16 protein-coding genes, 1 tRNA gene and 1 pseudogene are annotated in these 18,258 nt (G+C 28.4%); 13 read left to right on the top strand and 5 right to left on the bottom strand.

Annotation, left to right across the window (positions count from 1 at the left end; genetic code table 11):
• Positions 1-35: 35 nt before the first annotated feature.
• Positions 36-1,442: a DASS family sodium-coupled anion symporter gene (locus tag K354_RS0105325; RefSeq protein ID WP_024954474.1), complete on the bottom strand. Its 1,407-nt coding sequence runs from the start codon at positions 1,440-1,442 to the stop codon at positions 36-38.
• A gap of 466 nt (positions 1,443-1,908) precedes the next feature.
• On the opposite strand from K354_RS0105325, the gene K354_RS0105320 reads away from it, so the two are divergent.
• The 5 genes from K354_RS0105320 to K354_RS0105295 all read left to right on the top strand — a co-directional run bounded on the left by K354_RS0105320 (position 1,909) and on the right by K354_RS0105295 (position 7,956).
• Positions 1,909-3,081, top strand: a complete 1,173-nt coding sequence (locus tag K354_RS0105320; RefSeq protein WP_024954473.1) for a N(5)-(carboxyethyl)ornithine synthase — start codon at positions 1,909-1,911, stop codon at positions 3,079-3,081.
• Positions 3,082-3,402: 321 nt separating this feature from the next.
• The gene (locus K354_RS0105310) at positions 3,403-4,476 is read left to right on the top strand and encodes an ADP-ribosylglycohydrolase family protein (RefSeq protein WP_024954472.1); all 1,074 of its coding nucleotides are present in this window, start codon (positions 3,403-3,405) and stop codon (positions 4,474-4,476) included.
• Between the two features lie 23 nt (positions 4,477-4,499).
• A complete protein-coding gene (locus K354_RS0105305; RefSeq protein ID WP_024954471.1) occupies positions 4,500-5,618 on the top strand; it encodes a diguanylate cyclase in 1,119 nt (372 codons plus the stop codon).
• Positions 5,619-5,774: 156 nt separating this feature from the next.
• Positions 5,775-7,547, top strand: a complete 1,773-nt coding sequence (locus K354_RS14630; protein WP_024954470.1) for an ATP-binding protein — start codon at positions 5,775-5,777, stop codon at positions 7,545-7,547.
• A gap of 13 nt (positions 7,548-7,560) precedes the next feature.
• Positions 7,561-7,956, top strand: a complete 396-nt coding sequence (locus K354_RS0105295; RefSeq protein ID WP_024954469.1) for a response regulator — start codon at positions 7,561-7,563, stop codon at positions 7,954-7,956.
• Between the two features lie 6 nt (positions 7,957-7,962).
• Here K354_RS0105295 and K354_RS0105290 read toward each other — a convergent pair whose 3' ends face one another.
• Positions 7,963-9,243: an NAD(P)/FAD-dependent oxidoreductase gene (locus tag K354_RS0105290; RefSeq protein ID WP_024954468.1), complete on the bottom strand. Its 1,281-nt coding sequence runs from the start codon at positions 9,241-9,243 to the stop codon at positions 7,963-7,965.
• 85 nt (positions 9,244-9,328) lie between these two features.
• Between K354_RS0105290 and cheQ the strand changes: the two genes are divergently transcribed.
• From cheQ to K354_RS0105270, 4 genes are all read left to right on the top strand, one after another.
• Positions 9,329-9,805 (top strand): cheVAW transcriptional regulator CheQ, encoded by a 477-nt coding sequence (gene cheQ / locus K354_RS0105285; protein ID WP_024954467.1) that lies wholly within the window; start codon positions 9,329-9,331, stop codon positions 9,803-9,805.
• 162 nt (positions 9,806-9,967) lie between these two features.
• Positions 9,968-11,257, top strand: coding sequence for an L-cysteine desulfidase family protein (locus K354_RS0105280; protein ID WP_024954466.1), 1,290 nt, complete (start codon positions 9,968-9,970; stop codon positions 11,255-11,257).
• Between the two features lie 413 nt (positions 11,258-11,670).
• Complete coding sequence (locus tag K354_RS0105275; protein ID WP_024954465.1) at positions 11,671-12,078, top strand: Fur family transcriptional regulator; 408 nt, start codon at positions 11,671-11,673, stop codon at positions 12,076-12,078.
• A gap of 23 nt (positions 12,079-12,101) precedes the next feature.
• A tRNA-Ser gene (locus K354_RS0105270) sits at positions 12,102-12,189 on the top strand.
• 14 nt (positions 12,190-12,203) lie between these two features.
• Here the strand turns inward: K354_RS0105270 and K354_RS15405 are convergent.
• Together K354_RS15405 and K354_RS15400 are read right to left on the bottom strand one after the other, a co-directional pair.
• Positions 12,204-12,554 carry a CZB domain-containing protein gene (locus K354_RS15405; protein WP_245600575.1) on the bottom strand — a complete coding sequence of 117 codons (351 nt, stop codon included), beginning with the start codon at positions 12,552-12,554 and terminating at the stop codon, positions 12,204-12,206.
• Between the two features lie 66 nt (positions 12,555-12,620).
• Positions 12,621-12,884 (bottom strand): annotated as a pseudogene (locus K354_RS15400) (methyl-accepting chemotaxis protein); the annotation flags it as partial.
• A 572-nt stretch (positions 12,885-13,456) separates the two neighbouring features.
• On the opposite strand from K354_RS15400, the gene K354_RS0105260 reads away from it, so the two are divergent.
• From K354_RS0105260 to K354_RS0105250, 3 genes are all read left to right on the top strand, one after another.
• A complete protein-coding gene (locus K354_RS0105260) occupies positions 13,457-14,191 on the top strand; it encodes a metal ABC transporter ATP-binding protein (RefSeq protein WP_024954463.1) in 735 nt (244 codons plus the stop codon).
• Positions 14,184-14,996, top strand: coding sequence for a metal ABC transporter permease (locus K354_RS0105255; protein WP_024954462.1), 813 nt, complete (start codon positions 14,184-14,186; stop codon positions 14,994-14,996). Before K354_RS0105260 ends, K354_RS0105255 begins: the two co-directional genes overlap by 8 nt.
• A 109-nt stretch (positions 14,997-15,105) precedes the next feature.
• Entirely contained in the window at positions 15,106-15,561 is a 456-nt protein-coding gene (locus K354_RS0105250; protein WP_024954461.1) for a DUF302 domain-containing protein, read from the top strand.
• Here K354_RS0105250 and K354_RS0105245 read toward each other — a convergent pair.
• Positions 15,554-16,000 carry a hypothetical protein gene (locus K354_RS0105245; RefSeq protein WP_024954460.1) on the bottom strand — a complete coding sequence of 149 codons (447 nt, stop codon included), beginning with the start codon at positions 15,998-16,000 and terminating at the stop codon, positions 15,554-15,556. The genes K354_RS0105250 and K354_RS0105245 overlap by 8 nt on opposite strands.
• A gap of 100 nt (positions 16,001-16,100) precedes the next feature.
• On the opposite strand from K354_RS0105245, the gene K354_RS14625 reads away from it, so the two are divergent.
• Positions 16,101-18,257, top strand: coding sequence for an ATP-binding protein (locus K354_RS14625; protein ID WP_024954459.1), 2,157 nt, complete (start codon positions 16,101-16,103; stop codon positions 18,255-18,257).
• Position 18,258: the final 1 nt, after the last annotated feature.

Raw genomic sequence — 18,258 nt, 5'->3', positions numbered from 1 at the left:
CTATCAAAAAGAGAGAGCTAAAATAGCTCCCTCTTTTATAAAATTGAATATGCTAAGATAATAATAGATGCTAAATAAATAGCTCCAAAAATTGCTCCTAGTTTCCACCATGTTGCAGAACGTATATATCCTGCACCATACCAAATTTGAGCAGGTCCTGTTGTATATGGTGTTAAAACACCCATAAAACCTAATGAACCAACAAGTAACATAGCCAATGGTTGTATCATTTCAGTAGGTAATAGCTGTAAAGAAATTCCTAAAAACAGAGGCAATAATGCCACAGTATGGGCTGTTATACTTGCAAAAAAGTAATGAAATACAAAAAACAATACTAACAACGTAATAGCTACTGATAATGGTTCCATACCCGTTAAATTTCCAGCAACAAGTCCTGAAATCCATTTTAAAAATCCAACTTTCTTTAATCCTCCCGCCATTGTTACCAATGTTGCAACAAAAATAAATACATGAAAAGCACCTTTATTTGAGATAACATCTTCCCATGTAAATACATTAGTGAGTATCAAAAGACATAAAATAATAATTGCAGAAATTGTCCCATTGATTCCAATTAAATCACTAAAGACCCACATCAATACGGCTAAAAAGCCAAGTCCTAACATAAAGAATTCTTTTTGTGTAATTTTACCTATTTTTTTTAATTCTTTATCTGCCCAAATTGGAGCTTCTGGTGAATGCTTTTGTTCAGGTGGATAAATAAGATACGTTATTAATGGAACAGCTAAAAATAGTGGTATTGTAATCATGGCTAAAGAAGTAAACCATTGATTCCAATTTATGAGTATACCTGTACCTTTTTCTACTAAAGCTATAGCCAATATATTAGGAGCTAATGCTGTTAGAAACATTGAACTAGTAACACATGTAGTAGCAAGTGCAACCCATGAGATATAAGAACCAATTTTTTCTGGATTATTATCAGGAGTAGAATCAAATAACTCTGGTATATTTACAGCAATTGGGAAAATAGTACCACCACTTCTTGCTGTATTAGATGGTATAAATGGAGATAACAATAAGTCAGCGAAAGCCACTGCATATCCTAAACCTAATGAAGTTTTACCAAATAATTTTATGAGAATTAAGGCTATTCTTTTTCCCAAACCACTTTTTTTATAACCAAGTGCAAACATAAATGCTGCAAAAATCAACCAAACTGTTCCACTTGAAAAACCACTTAAAGCCCAAGAACGACTTGCTTTTGCAGTTTCACCTATCAGTCCAAAACCTGCTACAAGCATTACACTTATTAGACCAAGTAGAGGACCTGGTATTGGTTCCAAAACTAAAGCTGCTACAAGCCCTAAAAATATTGCAAAGAAATATTGCGCATCTGTACTCAACCCTTCTGGTGTTGGACATATTGCTACTACAATACCAATTACTAATGGTATTATCATTTTTGCTGTCTTACTCATCATTGCCTCCTATTATTTAGCTTTAAAATAAAATTAAGTTTTACTTAAGTTTTACTAAATTACTGTTTATAATCTTAATAATAAAAGCTTGCAAAATTCTCTCAGATTAAATTAATTTTTTTATTAACAAAGGAAAAAAGACATACCCTACTATTATCCAATTTGGCATATGATTTATAAAGACTGATTTTTAAGAAGAGGTTTATTATAAAAACATATTACTAATAAATTAACGCTTTTACATATTTAGTAAAAATTCAGCTATACTGAAGACAATATCAATAATACTCGATCTGTATTATAATAATGCTTTTGCAACCCTTCAAAAGTATACATACAACCCATTTCTAAGCCTAGATCCGCATTAATTAACACTCGCTAATTTTTGTTAGGCTTGTCTTCAATGCACTTTTATTTTATATTACACCAATAAAAAATTGATGCATGCACCTAAGGAAAATTATTAATGAACGCCGAAATAGCTACAATTCTAAATGAGAAATTAAAAGTAGGAGTCATTGGAACTTCAAAAAAAGAAGATGAGCGACGCTTCCCTATCCATCCTGCACATTTATCTCGTATTCCTGAAAAACTTCGACACCAGCTTGTATTTGAAGAAGGTTATGGAATACCTTTTGGTATCTCTGATACTCAAATTGCCAAGCTTTCAGGAGGCATAGCTTCACGTCATGAGATATTAGCAGATATTGGTACTGTGATTATTAGTAAACCAGTATTAGCTGACTTAGAAGAACTTCAAGAAGGTGGAACACTTTGGGGTTATGTACATTGTGTACAACAAACAGATATTACTCAAGCGGCACTGGAGCGTAAACAAACACTTATTGCTTTTGAAGATATGTTTGTTTGGTCTCCTGAAGGTCATATTGGTCGTCATACATTTTATAAAAACAACGAAATGGCTGGTTATTGTGCAGTTATACATGCTTTACAGCTCAACGGTATCGATGGTCATTATGGAAATCAACGAAAGATAGTCATTTTTGGTTTTGGAGCGGTTAGTCGTGGGGCGATATATGCGCTCAAAGCCCATGGTTTTAGAGATATAACTATCTGTATTCAGCGTCCAGACCATGAAGTCAGAGAAGAAGTTCTTGATTGTCACTACGTAAAGATTCGAAAAGGAAAAGAAGGAGAAAAAAGAATGCTAGTCGTCGAGCACGATGGATCTAAGCAACCACTTACTGATTTTATTAGTAAAGCAGATATTATCGTAAACGGAATCTTTCAAGATACCCAAGACCCTACAAACTTTGTAATTAAAGAAGAAAGTTCATGCCTCAAACCCAATAGTTTGATTATAGATGTAAGTTGTGACGAAGGAATGGGATTCTTTTTTGCAAAACCAACAACATTCAAAAATCCTATAGTTAAATATGAAACTATAAACTATTATGCAGTTGATCACACTCCAAGTTATCTTTGGGAAAGTGCAACAAGATCTATATCTGCAGCTTTAATTGTTTATTTATCAACTGTTCTTGCAGGTCGTAAAAGTTGGAAACAAAATGAGACCATACGAAAAGCTATTAATATTGAAAAAGGAGTGATTCAGAAATCTTCTATTCTATCATTTCAAAATCGCGAATCTAGTTATCCTCATGAGTATTGTAAATAAAAATAATCACCACAAACCGATATATTTTCGGTTGTGGCTAAACCAATTATTTATTTAAAGCTTTTTTTGCTTTTTTATCAGCTCTTTTTTCTTTTAACGATTTTTCAGATTTTGTTTTAACTGCTTTTTGAACATCTTTACCTTTAGCCATTGTATCTCCTTTATTTGAGTTACAATCAGTATATCTAAATGTTTGGGGTATCTTATATAATTCGCTAAAAAATAGAATACTAGCCAAAGTATAATACAAATATATTTAAAACTTTTTTATTCATATATGGTAATATATCTAACAAACAATAAATTTTATTAAGGAAATCCATGTCAATTACAACTAAAGATAGGGCAATAGGTGCCATTATAGGAGCATTTATAGGTGATGCTATCGCATTAGGTCCACACTGGTACTATGATTTAGCACAACAGCATAAAGATTATGGAACTTGGATTACCACTTACACAATTCCTAAAAAAGGTAGGTATCATGAAAATGAAAAAGCTGGAAATCTATCGCAATCAGGTTTTATTTTAAAATTGATGATTCAATCGATTATTCAAAACGATGGTTACAATCAAGAAGATTTTTGCAAAAAATTAGATGAAGACCTTTTTACAAAAATAGATGGAACACCAACAAATGGCCCAGGAGGTTATACCTCACAATCTATCAGAGAAGTATACAGACAAAGAGTTGAGCAAAAATTATCATGGGATGAAGTAGGAAGTAGAGCCGATACAACGGAAGCTATCGAAAGAACTCTAGCTTTAGCTGTAAAATATGCTTTTAATCCAAAAGAACTTGCAAAAGCTGTTTCACACAATACATTTTTAACTCAAGTTGATGATATAGTAGGCTCCATGAGTGTTGCTTATGCTGCTGTTTTAGGACAACTTATACAAGGTGAAAAACTAGATAAAGACATTTCTACTAAATTGATGAAATTGGTCAAAAAAGGAGAGCTTCCTTTTCACGCAGTCACCTCAGATAATTTACAACCACCAAAAGCAGGAAGTAAAGACCCTTCAAATATAGGTTTATTTGCTTCTCCAGATGCACTATTATCTCCTTCATTTATGGCTCAAGCTGCTGTTGATCCAAATATAAAAATAGAACCTGCATGGAAAGTTTCACTTGTTTATGGTATGCCATGTGCAATATATCATATGTTACCAGCAAGTTATTATTTAGCGGTAAGATTTCATGATGATTTTGAATCTGCTATTTTACATGCACTCAATGGCGGGGGACAAAACCAAGCAAGGTCAATACTCACTGGAGCCTTAGTAGGAGCACAAGTTGGCATAAAAAATATTCCTAAAAGATTTATTGATGGCCTCAATGAAAAAGATGAACTTTTAGCTCTTGCAAATAGTTTGGCCGATATAGTGAAATAAACATTATTTAGGAAATAGTAAAAATGACATCTGAACAGACTTACTTTCTAACTTTAGCATTGTTAAATATAGTATTAGCCTTAGCTGGAACACGCATAAAAGATTTAGAGGGTAAACCCAACTCTGTTTACTTTTTAACAGGAGCATTTTTTGCATTCTCTATAAGCTGGTTTATATATGTATTTGAACCTAGTACTTTTATGAAGATAGTCTCAGCAATATTTGCGGTACTCTTTATTTGGGGAATTATTGTATTTAGTTCTAAACGCTGTGAAAAAAAAGTTCCTTGGATATTTATTATTAGCATATTTACTATTCACTCTATTATACAAAGCTATTTCACTTTTTTAGATAATTTCAATGCTGTTTTGTATCTCAATGGTGTACTTATACCTTTTGCTTTTTTGATTGCTAGTTATCTCTTTTTTAAAGTCAAAAAAGAAAAAAACTCATCGGATACTGTTCTTGTTTATATATTTTTAATTATGTCAATATTTCTTATAGCCCGTTCAATTATACTTAAAATATCCCCTGAAATATTTTCTATTACTAGTGTTTCCTCACAATTTCTTTGGCCTGTTTTTTGTGTTGCAATTGGCGTTTTTTCATTTTTAAGCTTTACAGAAGAAGCTCAAGACAAACTTAAAATAGAATCTATTACTGACTCTCTCACTGGTGTTTTAAATCGCCGAGGTTTTTTTAGTGCTCTAAAAATTAAAACAAAAAAAGCGTGGAATGCAAATGAACAACTTTCTTTAGTTTTATTTGACTTAGACCATTTTAAAAATGTCAATGATGCACATGGACATAAAGCAGGTGATATTATCTTAAAAAAATGTGCTCAACAAATTAAAGAAAAACTTCGAGAAAGTGATTTATTTGGTCGTTTTGGTGGTGAAGAATTTGCAATTTTATTATTTGGTGTGGATATAAAAAAAGCAAAAAACATAGTTGAAAGAATGAGGATTAGTTTAGAAGAAATGAGTTCTATATATAAAGAAAAAAACATAAAAATTACTGCTAGTTTTGGAATAGTTGAGATGAAAGAATCAGATAATTTTGATGATGTTTTTATTAAAGCAGATAATGCTTTATATGCTGCTAAAAAAAGTGGTAGAAATAAAATAAAACTCGGATTATAGTGAAAAAAACACTTTCAATTTTACCAAATTCATACTTGCTTAAAATAAATAATATTATATTTATAGACTTAATATTATATTTATAGACTTAATATAATATTTACCTAATTAATATTAAAATTAATATATCCTAATATTATTATGAAGGGATTAAAAATGCAAAAATCGAAAAAAGAAATCCTTTTTATACTATTTTCCTTTATTATTTTAGGTATGTTTGTTTTGGCTTCTAAATTTTATAATATATATAAAGTCAATACAATCAATACTCTAATAACAGACATTTACACGCACCCTTTACAAGTTTCTAATGCCTCTTTAACTATCGAATTAGAATTATACAAAATACGCCATAATATAAAATATATATCTTTAATTCAAGATAACAAAGAGATCCTCTCACTCATTAAAGAAATCAAAGAAAGTGAAAAAATTATTGATACTAATTTTAAAATTATAGAATTAAATATTTTAGGGAAAGAGGGTAAAAATTTATATAAAAAAGTATTTCAATTATATAAATATTCCAAATTTAAGAGAAATCAAATTATTACACTAATTCACAATAATAAAACAAACAATGCAATTGAAAAAATAAAAAATAATTCAACTATTTATTTTAAAAAATTATCAATGCAAGCTAAAGAACTTTATTTATACGCTAAAAATAAAGCGGATGATTTTAAAAAAAATTCTGATGAGATATACAATGATTTTTTATCTTCGATGATTATAATTGGTTTTGTACTCGTCTCTATGTTTGTATTTGTTACATATTTTGTAATAAAGAGGATTTCAAAACATATGTCAAATAGTGATAAGCTAACAACAGAACTTATATCCAAACAAAATGAACTCATCAATAAACAAAATGAGCTTGAAACAATTATTATGGAAGCCCCTAATCCAATCATGGTTCATAATGAAACTGGAAAAATTATGATGCTAAATAAAGTATGGGAACAATTAACAGGATATACATACAACGAGATAAATACTATTGATAAGTGGGTAAATAAAGCTTATGGAGATAAACAAGATATAATCAAAAATAAAATTACTAATTTATACTCTTTAAAAGAAAAAGCAGATCAAGATAAATACGATATTAAAACCAAAGATGGTCGTACTATTATTTGGAGATTTAGTGCAGCTCCGCTAGGTTTGATTAATGGAAAACGCACCGTTATTAGTACTGCATTGGATATTACTGAACTGAAGCAAAAAGATGACCTTATCGTTATACAGTCACGTTATGCAGCAATGGGTGAAATGTTGAGCATGATAGCCCATCAATGGAGACAGCCACTATCTGTCATATCTATGCATGTAAATAATATTTTGCTTGATTTAGAATTAGATGAAATTAAAGAAAAAGAGTTATCGAATACCTCTTACAGTATCTTACACCAAATTACATACCTATCAAATACTATAGAAGATTTTAAAAACTTTTTTATTAAAGACAACACAAAAGAAGAGTTTTTACTAGAAGACATTTTTGAAGATACTCAAAAAATAATTTCTGCAAGTTTAAATAGTCATTTTGTATCTTTAGATATACAATATGATAAAAATATAAAAATTATAATCAATAAACGTGAATTAGTTCAAGTTCTTATTAACTTAATAACAAATGCTAAAGATGCTTTTTTAGAGCATAAAAAAGATGTAGAAAAAAGAATCCAAATTAATGCTAAAGAGGAAGAAAATACCCTAAAAATTACAGTTTGTGATAATGGTGGAGGTATTGATGAAAATATTATAGATAAGATATTTGACCCGTATTTTAGCACTAAAAAAAGTTTAAATGGAACAGGACTTGGTCTATATATGTGTAAAACTATTGTAACGCAACACTTTAATGGAAATATCAGTGTCAAAAATACAAGTGAAGGCGCTTGTTTTGAAATAGTATTAATAAAATAAATAAAGAGGGATTATGACTAATTTAAAAGATATAAAAAGTAAAGTAGAGAATCTAAGTGTATTGATTATAGATGATGAAGAAGAGATTAGAGATGTTAATTCTAGATTTATGAAAAAACTTTTTGCTAAAGTTGATACTGCAAAAGATGGTAAAGAGGGGCTACAAAAGTTTAAAGATAATAGCTATGACATCATTTTTACTGACATAAAAATGCCCTTAATGGATGGTTGGGAATTAATTAATAAAATAAGAGAAATCAATAAAGAGATATTTATAGTGGCTATGACAGCCTCACGTAAATTTGAAAAAGAATTATCTCACTTGAGTAATATGTATATTTTAAAACCCATCGAAATAGATATTATGAAAGATATTTTATTTAAGATAATAAAAGAAAAAAAACTATAAAAATATCTAATTTTTTTTCTTTAATATTCCATTAGCTGCTCGTATTCCTGAAGCCCAAGCTCCAGTTATTCCTCTGCTTGTTCCTGCTCCATCTCCTATGATGTAGTAACCATCTTTAACCATAAAATTATCATCTATAAAAATAGGTTTATTGGAATATGTCTTTATTTCGGGGTAATAGATAATTGTAGAAGGATGTAAAACTCCAGGGATAATAGTATCTAACATTTTTAAAGATTTCCAAATATCGCGAAGTATTTTTGCTGGCATACTCAATGATAAATCAGCAGCAACTGCATGTTTAAGCGTTGGCTCAAAATCATACAAATCAGAGTTAAAAGTCTCTTTTTTACTTCTACTTCCAAGCCTAAAATCACCCACTCTTTGCATGATAACTGAACCTCCAGTAAGTTGCATAACCATCTCACCAAGTATCTTTCCAAACTGTTGTCCGCTCACTACTGGTTCGGTTAATCTTATGGTTTTTAACATTGCAAAATTTACTAAATTATTTCGTTCGTTTTCTTTTGATAGTGAGTGTCCATTAACAGAATAGTACCCTTTATACTTCTCTCTGACTATATGAGCACAGCCTGAATTTGTACAAAATGTTCTTACTTTATTTGGGAATAAAATTTTAGGGTCATAATAGTCTCTAACTATTGGATAATTTTCCTCTTTAGTCTCTATTCTTACGCCAATGTCAACTATATTATCACTATATTTGATATCCAAAATACGCATCTGTTCTTGAAGCCAATCATAATCAGCACGGCCAGGTGCTAAAACAAGATTCTTAAACGATATTATTTGTCCATCTTCTAAAATAATTTCTTTTGTATTTTTCACAAGTTCTTTTACTTCTACATGTAAAGCAACCTCTACATGTAAAGCTTTGAGTTTTTCAATAAGACTCGCAATAAGTTCTGAAGATTTGTCTGTTCCAACGTGGGCTTGGTCTATAGAGAGTATTTCAACTCCTATTTTTTTTGCTCGTTTTTGGTATTTCTCAATATTGAGTCTTTTTTCAAATTTTGGATTTAAGTGTTGTTTTACTTCTTCAAGTAAAATATCAGCATCTTCTTTAGTCCAATGCTCATATGGAAATCCTACAGGATATGTATAGTTTTGTTTGCAATCATTTCTAAGTCCTCCCGAACTTATCTTCTTCTTTTCTAATAACAAAACTGAACAATCTGAGTTTTGGGCTAACTTAAAAGCCGCACCCAATCCAGCAGGACCAGAGCCTACAATAATTACATCATAATTTGATTTTATTTTTGTCATAAAAAAAGTATAGCTAACGCTAACTTAAACTAATAATACTTTACTTTTAATATTTATTTATCTATAATTTCTTAAAGGTGTTTATATGCAAATGGATGTACTTTCAAATAACGAATTTTTAGATAACTATATTTTAAATAAAGAATTATGTGAACTAGTGGGAATATCTTCGAATGCTTATCGATTTTGGAAAAATGTAAAAGCTGTAAAATATGATGGTTGTAGAGCTGTGTTTTTAGACAAAAGAACTATCTTAGAAAAGTACAAAGATATAGTCCTTACATGTAAAGATTTAACAGGTTTTGTTCAGTCTCAAGCATTTTGCAAATACACGGGTATTGCTCCATCTCATCTTATTGAAAAAAACAACTCTGTTATATATAAAAAATTGGAGATAATAGACTTATATGGTATAAAACTCGTCAATCTAAAAAAATTTTACGATGATCTGAATCTTGATTATAAGTATAATATTTATGTTGAAAAGTGCAAGTACTTTGGGCCATCTCCATTTGAAAAGAAAATCAAACTCAGTTCTGAAATGTGTTTAGGATACTACTAACCAATATTGCCAATAAAAATGTAATCCCAACTACCAAACGAATATAAAAGTTTCTATATCTTTTGTCCATTCTTATCCTTTACATGTAAGTATAGCAATTTTTTTCTATATCTTTAAAAAAAAATCTTCTATAATAGAGTTATGCTAAATTGGGAGTCATTTATGGATACACAAATAACAGAAAAAATTTTAAATATTTTAGAAGAAGAGGTAGTGGTCGCTGAAGGCTGTACTGAACCTATTGCATTGGCTTATGTAGGTGCAAAAGTAAGAGATATACTTGATGATGATATAGAAAAAGTAACCATAAAAGTATCTGGCAATATGATAAAAAATGTAAAAAGCGTAGTCATACCAAATAGTGGCGGTAAGATAGGTATTGAAACTTCTGTTGTTATGGGAATCATAGCAGGAGATGCTAAAAAAGATTTGATGGTTATAAGCGATATTACTAAAGAAGATATGCAAAAAGTACAAGAGTTTTTACAAACAAAAAAAATAGAAGTTATCCACGAAGACACTGATGTAAAACTCTATGCAAAAATAACATTAGAATCAAAAGAGAAAAAAGCCTCTGTTGAAATCAAACATTTACATACAAATATAACTCATATTGAAAAAAATGGTGAAATTATACTAGATCGTCCATGTAATGATGCAGATTTTAACTCAGCCCTAACAGATAGAAAAATACTCAACATAAACCTCATTTACTCTTTAGCAAAAACAATAGAACTAAATAAAATAGAACCCCTATTTACAAAAGTGATTGCTTTAAACTCACAAATAGCTCGTGAAGGTCTTATGGGACACTATGGTGTAAACATAGGTAAAATCATAAGTGATAATATAGAAAAAGGTTTTTATGGTGATGATGCAAGAAATAGAGCATCTAGTTTTGCAAGTGCGGGGAGTGATGCTAGAATGAGTGGTTGTTCTTTACCTGTTATGACAACAAGTGGAAGTGGCAATCAAGGGATGACTTCTTCATTACCCCTCATTGAATATGCCCGCATCAATAAAATTTCACAAGAAAAACTCATAAGAGCACTATTTTTCTCACATCTAGCAACAATTCATATAAAAACAAATGTAGGAAGACTTTCTGCATACTGTGGTGTTATCTGTTCTGCCGCAGCTGTGGCAGGAGCATTAGCTTTTTTAAATGATGAAAGATATGAAGTAGTTGCAAACTCTGTAATAAATACACTTGGTAATGTTTCAGGAATTATTTGTGATGGAGCAAAATCATCGTGTGCAATGAAAATATCTACTACTACAAATGCAGCATTTGACTCTTATATCTTAGCAAAAGAGGGAAGATTTCTTCAAGGTGGTGATGGAATCATTGCAAAAAATGTAGAAGAAACCCTTAAAAACATAGGAAAACTCTCTCAAGATGGTATGAATCTCACTGATAAAGTGATAATTAATATTATGAATAAAAGCTAATTTTCTTGACTTAGGACAATTTTTTATATTCTAGTTAAGGTAAAATTCTGTGAAATTTTACTTTTCATCTTCTCCGAAAAGTCTAGTTTTATTGGATAAGTGGAAATTTGTTTTTTGAGATAATCTGTCATTCTTATCACACACACTCCTATGCGGGTTTCTCACCATAAAAAACTGATTTCCAATATCCACACTTATAAAAAACCTCTTCTATATATTAGATAATGACATTTTTTACATCATATGCATCTGTATTTTATAACTTTTGTATTTATTATAATGCCATTTACTCCCTTTTTTATAAATACATATTTATTGTTCAATTTAAAAATTATGAGAACTATTTGGAATAAAATTAATTATTTGCAAAAAATTCTTATTTGTGATATAATGATTATAAAAAAGGAACATTTATGTCACATGTAGAACTATTAAAACAATATGAATTAAAAGCTACACCTCAAAGACTATGTGTACTTGGTGTTTTAGAAAAATACGGACATGCTACTCTTGATGATATTGAAAAATATACAAAAGTAAAATTTCCAACTCTATCTTTATCAACTATATATAGAAATTTAAATGAGATGTTAAAAAAAGACTTATTAAGTGAAGTAAAATTAGTAAACAAAAAAGATTACTTTGAAATCAAAAAAGAGAAACATAGCCATCTGATATGTAAAGAATGTGGAAAAATAGAAGACTATACAATTCAAACGGATGAATTAGTAGAACAGATTGAGACTCTAACATCTAACAAAATTCTTAGTGCTACAGTATCATTTGATATTATCTGCAAAGAGTGTTTAAGTACAAAATAGATATACTTCGTACTTAATTTTGTAGAGAGGTGTCCGAGTGGCTTAAGGAGCACGCTTGGAAAGCGTGTGTGGGGTAACTCACCGTGGGTTCGAATCCCATCCTCTCTGCCACTTGACTACTATAACTATTTATTCTTAGCTTCTTCTAACATACTATTTAATAAAGTAAAAAGTTCTAAACTAGCATTTTCTGAAGCTTGAAATTTTGATATGACAAAATTTATATCATCTAAACAGGTTCCATTTTCAACACAAGTAAGTGCTTCTTTTATACTTCTATGTACTGTTTCATGAGGTCCATCTATCTTTGAATACGATGGTGTTGTAGAAAATAGCTTTTTACCTATATCCCCATACCAAAGACCAAATCTACAATCTGTAGAACAGGTTACATCAAAATTTTTGTGTTCAAATACTGATTTATACCCTTTGACTTTAAAGAGTATATGATCTAATTTGGCCAATGATGCAAACACTTCATATGTTATATTTTGTGTATCTATCTTAATATCTTTTGCCCCATTTACCAAAGAATCAAATTCTACTTTAAAATTATTAATTTTTTCATTTGATTTATTTGCTATTTCTTCCATACCCTCACTTTGAGAATACATATCATTGGAATTTTGTTTTAATTGATTAATACTAATTTCAACTTCTGATGTAGCCTTTTGTGTTCTTTCTGCCAAGCTTCGTACTTCATCTGCAACTACAGCAAAACCTCTACCATGTTCTCCTGCACGTGCTGCTTCAATAGCAGCATTCAAAGCCAAAAGATTTGTTTGGTCAGATATATCTTTGATAAGCTCTATAACTTTTGAAATTTCTTCAACACTATCATTTAAATGATTTGCATTATTTTTTGAACTATTTGAATTTTCTAATATTTGTTCCATATCTACAAAAAGTTCATTTGCTTCATTTTGTAAATTATGTATAACTGCTGATGTATTTTCATTTAAATTATTAATTTCATCTAAACCATTTAAATTTGCACTCATACTATCTTGAATATTTTTTGTCCCAACATCACAGCCTTCCATCAAATTTTCAATTAACGCATTTTTTAATTTGTTTTCTGCTAAAAATTTTTGATTACCTTCATCTTTACTTTTAAGTTTTTTTATCTCTTCTTCATAACGATAAAGTTGATCTTTCAACTCTCTATTTTCTTCTTCTAAAGCTAAATAGCTTGTCTCTTTTACATGCTTTTTTACACCAAACATTTCACACTCCTCTTATGCAGTATAATTCTATGATATAATAAAACAAGTATATATTATGTAATTAAAACTAGATACGGATTGAATATGAATAAGTTGTTTCAAATTGTTACTTTATGTTTACTCTTTATAAAAGAGCACCAAAAAGCTATTAAATGAATGTTATAGAAATAAAAAATCTCTCTTTTTCTTATGAAAAAGACATTATATTAGAAAATGTAAATTTACATGTAAAAGAAAAAGAATTTTTAGCCATAATAGGGCCAAATGGTGGTGGAAAAAGTACTCTTTTAAAGCTCATTATTGCTCTTGAAAAACCAAAAATTCCATCTATAAAAATATTTGGAGAAAACCCATCAAAAAATTTAACTTCCATAGGATATGTTCCACAAAATACAAATGTAAATACAAACTTTCCTATTAAAGTAATAGAAGTTGTTATGATGGGCCATGTAGGACATAAAAAACCTTTAATTGGATATAAAAAAGAAGAAATAAATTGTGCATTGGGTGTATTAGAACAAGTAGGGATGAAAGAGTTTGCACAAAACAAAATTGGTTCTCTCTCAGGAGGACAAAGACAAAGAGTTATGATAGCACGTGCACTTTGTTCACATCCTAAAATACTTCTTTTAGATGAACCCACATCAAACATTGATATAAAAGGGCAAAAAGAGATATATAATCTTTTAAAAGAATTAAATAAATATATAACTATAGTTGTAGTAAGCCATGATATCTCTATAATTTTAGAATATGCTTCAAGTGTTGCTCACGTTAATAAAAATTTGGCTTTTCATGATGTGAGTAAAAAACGAAAATTTCATGCAAATGATGGGCATTTTTGTGAAGTTGAACTTTTACAAATGCTAGGAGAAAAACATGTTTGAAGCTCTTTCCTATGAGTTTATACAAAATGCACTTATAGCTGGTATTTTAGTAAGTATAGCTTCAGGTATTATAGGTTCACTGATTGTAGTTAACAGAATGGTTTTTTTAGCTGGAGGTATTGCACATACTTCATATGGAGGTATTGGGTTAGCGGTTTATTTTGGTATTCCTATCTTTTTAGGAGCATCATTATTTGCTGTATTTGCTGCACTTTTAATAGCTTTTATCACATTAAATCAAAAGCATCGTTCAGATACTTTTATAGGCCTTATTTGGGCCGTTGGTATGGCTATAGGTATTTTATTTGTTGATTTAACTCCAGGATATAATGTTGATTTAATGAGTTACCTATTTGGATCAATTTTGGCAGTAAGCAAAGAAGATCTATGGTTTATGGCTGCCTTAGTTTTGATTATTATAACAGTTGTAACATTTTGGTACAGAGATATATTGGCAGTTTCATACGATAGTGAATATGCACGTTTAAGAGGTGTAAGTGTTAAAACTTTTTATACTATAATACTTGTTTTATCTGCATTAACTGTTGTTATAGCTATCAAAATTGTGGGACTAATATTGGTTATTGCTTTACTTACTATACCTATTTATATCGCTGAAAATTTATCTAATTCACTTTATAGTATGATGATTTTATCTGCTATTATTTCAACTATATTTACACTAACTGGATTATTAGTTTCGTATAGTTTTGATATTACTTCTGGAGCATCTATTATTTTAGTATCAGCATTAGCACTTATAGTATTTTTAATTTTATCAAAAATTATTAAATATAATAATTAAAAGGGAAAATTTTATTATTTTTTGACCTATAAAATTAATTTAAAATTAACTTTTTTATAGAATAGTTAATTTAATTTAACTTAAATGTTTATTTTGCTACGATGTGGTTATGAAAAAAATTATATATATTTTGCTTTTTATACTTCCCTTATCACTGTTTAGTGCATCTATGAATAAAAATGGTATTGTGACTAAACTTAGTCACAATAGTGTGACTAAAACTATCAATATTTTAACCAAACTAGCAGAAAAACGTGGCTCAAAAAAATTTACTATAATCGACCATAAAAAAAATGCACTTAAACGTGGTAATTTTATTATAGGTGAAGCAAAACTTATTATATTTTCAGAATCAAATATATGTCTAAATCTTTTAAAAACTGATCCTGCAGTCGGTTTAGATTTACCTCTTAAAGTGTTAGTCTATGTTGCAGAAGACAAAAAAGTATATATAAAATATAGAGACCCTAAGTTTTTAAAAAATATATACAATTTAGGTAATACACAAATAGCTTTAAAAATGAGCAAAATTCTTGATGAATGTACAACTATAGCTGCTAAGTAAGATATTTTTTTCTATTTTCTATTTCATTTTCAAAAAATTCTAAAACTCTTGTTTGAAGTAACATAGTATCTTCATCTCCATTAAAAGCATAAAAACGACGAAGATGATCCATATTTATTTTTTCAACAAATCTTTTATTCTTTTTTATCTCTTTATCAATATCTAGTAATAAACAATCAATATCTAATGAATCATTTAAAATAATTTTATTTACATACTCTTTTGTAGTATGAACAAGAACATCAACACGGTATTCATCATCTTCATATATATCTTTTGCAATTTTTTTTAAAATTTTATATTCACCAATATCATCAATTTTATTTGTAGCAATCATTGCTGCAAATAATTTTGCCCTAAACTCTAATGATGTATGATGATATACAAAAAGTTCTCTAAAAAAAGAAAGAAAAAAAGTTTTAGCACTTTTAAAAGACATCTACTAATCCTAGCGATGAAATTATTTCATCTAATATTTGGTATAATTATATCAGTTTTAAGTCAATTACAAAAGCATACACATAATTGAAGGTATTCTTGTGAATAAAAATAAAATACTTAACGATAAAAAACTAACATTTACTCTTATAGGTTTTTTACTCTTAATTAGTATAATTTTCACTTTAATACAAACTATTTTTATATTAAAAAATGATTATGATGACTCTATTAAAACTGTAAATGACAGTATAAATCAAATCAAAAATACACGAATAGATTCTATAAGTATGGCAATTTGGCAACTTGATAATAAACAATTAGATATTCTCATAGATGGTATTTTAAAACTTCCTGGTATCATATATGTACAAATTAATGAAAATAATTCTGATGTTATAAAAGCTGGTAAAAAAAACAATAAATATACTATAGAAAATACATTCAATTTAATTCATAAAAATCTTGAAAATACTAAATTAGGTACTATTTATATCCAAGGTTCTTATGAAAAGAGTGTAGATAAATTATTCAAAAAAATTATAGAAAAAATCTTTATTGAAATTTTTAAAGTTTTTTCTATAGCTTTCCTTCTTATTTTTGTTGTACACAAACTGATAATTAAACATCTTATTACAATGGCAAAATATACTATTGATTTAGATACAAAAAAACTTTCAATACCACTTATATTAGATAAAAAATACTCTAAAAGTAATCCTGATTCAATAGATATAGTTGCAGATGCTATTAATACTATGAGAACAAATCTTATCAATGATATTCAAAAACAAGCAAAATACAAGACAAATTTAGAATTAACAAATAAAAAGCTTGAAGAAGAAATAAAAATAAGAAAAGCTATAGAAAAAGATGCCCTTGCTAAAAAAGAAAGAATACAAAATCAATATAACACCATAATTGAACTTACAACTGATAATAATCTATTTGAAAAAACTTTTGAAGATGCTCTTAATTTTTTACTTAAAAAATGTATTTTAACATTTGATGCTGACAGAGTAAGCTTTTGGAAATTACAAAATGATAAAAAAATAAAATGTTTATGTAGATATTTAAAAAGTGAAGATAAATATCTAGAAACAAAGAATACTATTGATTTAGTCAAATTACCAAACTTTTTAAATACTGTAAAAGAAAATGGCGTTATAGATATAATGGACGTATATACAGATAGTAGAATTAAAGAATTTAATCAAGAAGTCATGAAAGAAGATAATATAAAATCTCTTTTAAAAGTAAGTGTACTTTTTCATAATGAAATGTATGGATTAATATATTTTGAAACCATTGAAAAACAAAAAATGTGGACACAAGATGAGATACTATTTGTAAGTAGAATAAGTGATTTAATAAGCAATTTACTTACAATAAGTGAATGGAAAAAAGCACAAAAAGAGATATTAGAATTAAACAATAGTCTTGAAAAAACTGTAGAAAAAAGAACAAAAGAGTTAAAAAATAATATACATAATTTACAAATTACACAAAAACAACTAGTTGAAAGTGAAAAAATGGCAAGTTTAGGAGGTCTTGTAGCAGGCGTTGCTCATGAAATAAACACTCCTATTGGTATTAGCTTGACAGGGATTACTCATTTCCAACATATTACAAAAGAATTAAAAAAACTTTATGAAAAAGATAATTTAAGTCAAGAAGAATTTGAAAATTATATAAATATTTCAGATGAAATTTCAGACTCTATTTATAATTCAATCAAACGTGCTGCAGAACAAATAAAAAGTTTTAAACAAGTAGCAGTAGATCAATCTAATGAACATATTAGAAGTTTTAACATAAAAAAATATATAGAAGAAATTCTCTTAAGTTTACACAACAGAATTAAAAAAACTAAACATGTTATAACTATACATTGTGAAAATGATATTACAATAAATGGTTATCCTGGTTCTCTTTCTCAAATATTAACTAACTTTATAATGAACTCTTTAATACATGGCTTTGATAAAAATACAATAGGTCACATTGATATATATGCAAAAAAAATAGATAATAATATTGAATTAATTTATAAAGATGATGGTAAAGGAATAGAAAAAGAATATATAAATAAAATTTTTGATCCTTTTTTTACTACAAATAGAGAAGGTGGTGGTTCTGGTTTAGGTTTAAATATAGTTTATAATATAATTAAAAATGCTTTACATGGTAATATAGAAGTATATAGTAAGATAAATGAAGGTGTTACTTATAAAATAACATTTCCAATTGAGGATTAAA

Origin of the sequence: Sulfurospirillum arcachonense DSM 9755, from assembly GCF_000597725.1 — a bacterium.
In the GTDB taxonomy this organism is placed as follows: Bacteria; Campylobacterota; Campylobacteria; order Campylobacterales; family Sulfurospirillaceae; genus Sulfurospirillum_A; species Sulfurospirillum_A arcachonense.
The sequence above is the reverse complement of the archived record's forward strand: the minus strand, read 5'-3'. Positions and strand labels throughout refer to the sequence as shown.

Excerpts from the sequence above, each read along its gene's own strand:
- K354_RS0105325 (WP_024954474.1), bottom strand. The coding sequence starts at position 1,442 with ATGAGTAAGACAGCAAAAATGATAATACCATTAGTAATTGGTATTGTA.
- K354_RS0105320 (WP_024954473.1), top strand. The coding sequence starts at position 1,909 with ATGAACGCCGAAATAGCTACAATTCTAAATGAGAAATTAAAAGTAGGA.
- K354_RS0105310 (WP_024954472.1), top strand. The coding sequence starts at position 3,403 with ATGTCAATTACAACTAAAGATAGGGCAATAGGTGCCATTATAGGAGCA.
- K354_RS0105305 (WP_024954471.1), top strand. The coding sequence starts at position 4,500 with ATGACATCTGAACAGACTTACTTTCTAACTTTAGCATTGTTAAATATA.
- K354_RS14630 (WP_024954470.1), top strand. The coding sequence starts at position 5,775 with ATGCAAAAATCGAAAAAAGAAATCCTTTTTATACTATTTTCCTTTATT.
- K354_RS0105295 (WP_024954469.1), top strand. The coding sequence starts at position 7,561 with ATGACTAATTTAAAAGATATAAAAAGTAAAGTAGAGAATCTAAGTGTA.
- K354_RS0105290 (WP_024954468.1), bottom strand. The coding sequence starts at position 9,243 with ATGACAAAAATAAAATCAAATTATGATGTAATTATTGTAGGCTCTGGT.
- cheQ (WP_024954467.1), top strand. The coding sequence starts at position 9,329 with ATGCAAATGGATGTACTTTCAAATAACGAATTTTTAGATAACTATATT.
- K354_RS0105280 (WP_024954466.1), top strand. The coding sequence starts at position 9,968 with ATGGATACACAAATAACAGAAAAAATTTTAAATATTTTAGAAGAAGAG.
- K354_RS0105275 (WP_024954465.1), top strand. The coding sequence starts at position 11,671 with ATGTCACATGTAGAACTATTAAAACAATATGAATTAAAAGCTACACCT.
- K354_RS0105260 (WP_024954463.1), top strand. The coding sequence starts at position 13,457 with ATGAATGTTATAGAAATAAAAAATCTCTCTTTTTCTTATGAAAAAGAC.
- K354_RS0105255 (WP_024954462.1), top strand. The coding sequence starts at position 14,184 with ATGTTTGAAGCTCTTTCCTATGAGTTTATACAAAATGCACTTATAGCT.
- K354_RS0105250 (WP_024954461.1), top strand. The coding sequence starts at position 15,106 with ATGAAAAAAATTATATATATTTTGCTTTTTATACTTCCCTTATCACTG.
- K354_RS0105245 (WP_024954460.1), bottom strand. The coding sequence starts at position 16,000 with ATGTCTTTTAAAAGTGCTAAAACTTTTTTTCTTTCTTTTTTTAGAGAA.